General features: G+C 52.7%; 7 tRNA genes. All 7 read left to right on the top strand.

The window, feature by feature from the left end:
- Positions 1-155: 155 nt before the first annotated feature.
- The 7 genes from L21TH_RS10865 to L21TH_RS10835 all read left to right on the top strand — a co-directional run bounded on the left by L21TH_RS10865 (position 156) and on the right by L21TH_RS10835 (position 760).
- Positions 156-232 (top strand) — tRNA-Arg (locus L21TH_RS10865).
- Positions 233-237: 5 nt separating this feature from the next.
- Positions 238-313: transfer RNA gene (locus tag L21TH_RS10860), tRNA-Gln, on the top strand.
- Between the two features lie 5 nt (positions 314-318).
- Positions 319-394: transfer RNA gene (locus L21TH_RS10855), tRNA-Lys, on the top strand.
- A 6-nt stretch (positions 395-400) separates the two neighbouring features.
- A tRNA-Ser gene (locus tag L21TH_RS10850) sits at positions 401-491 on the top strand.
- 9 nt (positions 492-500) lie between these two features.
- Positions 501-593 (top strand) — tRNA-Ser (locus L21TH_RS10845).
- A 7-nt stretch (positions 594-600) separates the two neighbouring features.
- A tRNA-Ile gene (locus tag L21TH_RS10840) sits at positions 601-677 on the top strand.
- Positions 678-683: 6 nt separating this feature from the next.
- Positions 684-760 (top strand) — tRNA-Pro (locus L21TH_RS10835).
- The last annotated feature ends 62 nt before the right edge of the window (positions 761-822 follow it).

Below are 822 nucleotides of genomic sequence, written 5' to 3'. Positions count from 1 at the left end.
GCCCTGGCCTTCCAAGCCAGTTGCGAGGGTTCGATTCCCTTCACCCGCTCCACTTAATCAGATTTGCTGATAATTTTAAATTACAGATTATAAATATTAAATAAAAAGATTTTCAATTTAGAATTTAGCATTTAAAATTTATAATTGATTTTTCTGCGCCTATAGCTCAGCTGGATAGAGCAACGGACTTCTAATCCGTGTGTCGGGGGTTCGAATCCTCCTAGGCGCACCATTCGATGGGGTGTAGCCAAGTCGGTAAGGCAGCGGACTTTGACTCCGTCATGCGCAGGTTCGAGTCCTGCCACCCCAGCCAAACATGACCCATTAGCTCAGTTGGTAGAGCACCTGACTTTTAATCAGGGTGTCCGGCGTTCGAGTCGCCGATGGGTCACCATCACTTGGAGGGGTGTCCGAGTGGCTTAAGGAGCTGGTCTTGAAAACCAGTGACCCGTTTTCGCGGGCCGTGGGTTCAAATCCCACCCCCTCCGCCACAACAATAAGGAGAAGTACTCAAGTGGCTGAAGAGGCTCCCCTGCTAAGGGAGTAGGTCCCTTTAACGGGGCGCGAGGGTTCAAATCCCTCCTTCTCCGCCAGTATCGAGGGCCCTTAGCTCAGTTGGTTAGAGCGTCCGGCTCATAACCGGCAGGTCCGGGGTTCGAGTCCCTGAGGGCCCACCATGATATCGGGGTGTAGCGCAGTTTGGTAGCGCATCTGGTTTGGGACCAGAGGGTCGTGGGTTCAAATCCTGCCACCCCGACCATATAGGGGCTTATAGCTCAGTCGGTTAGAGCGCACGCCTGATAAGCGTGAGGTCGGTGGTTC

It is taken from the genome of Caldisalinibacter kiritimatiensis (genome assembly GCF_000387765.1).
In the GTDB taxonomy this organism is placed as follows: Bacteria; Bacillota; Clostridia; order Tissierellales; family Caldisalinibacteraceae; genus Caldisalinibacter; species Caldisalinibacter kiritimatiensis.
This window is presented reverse-complemented; position numbering and strand designations above follow the sequence as displayed.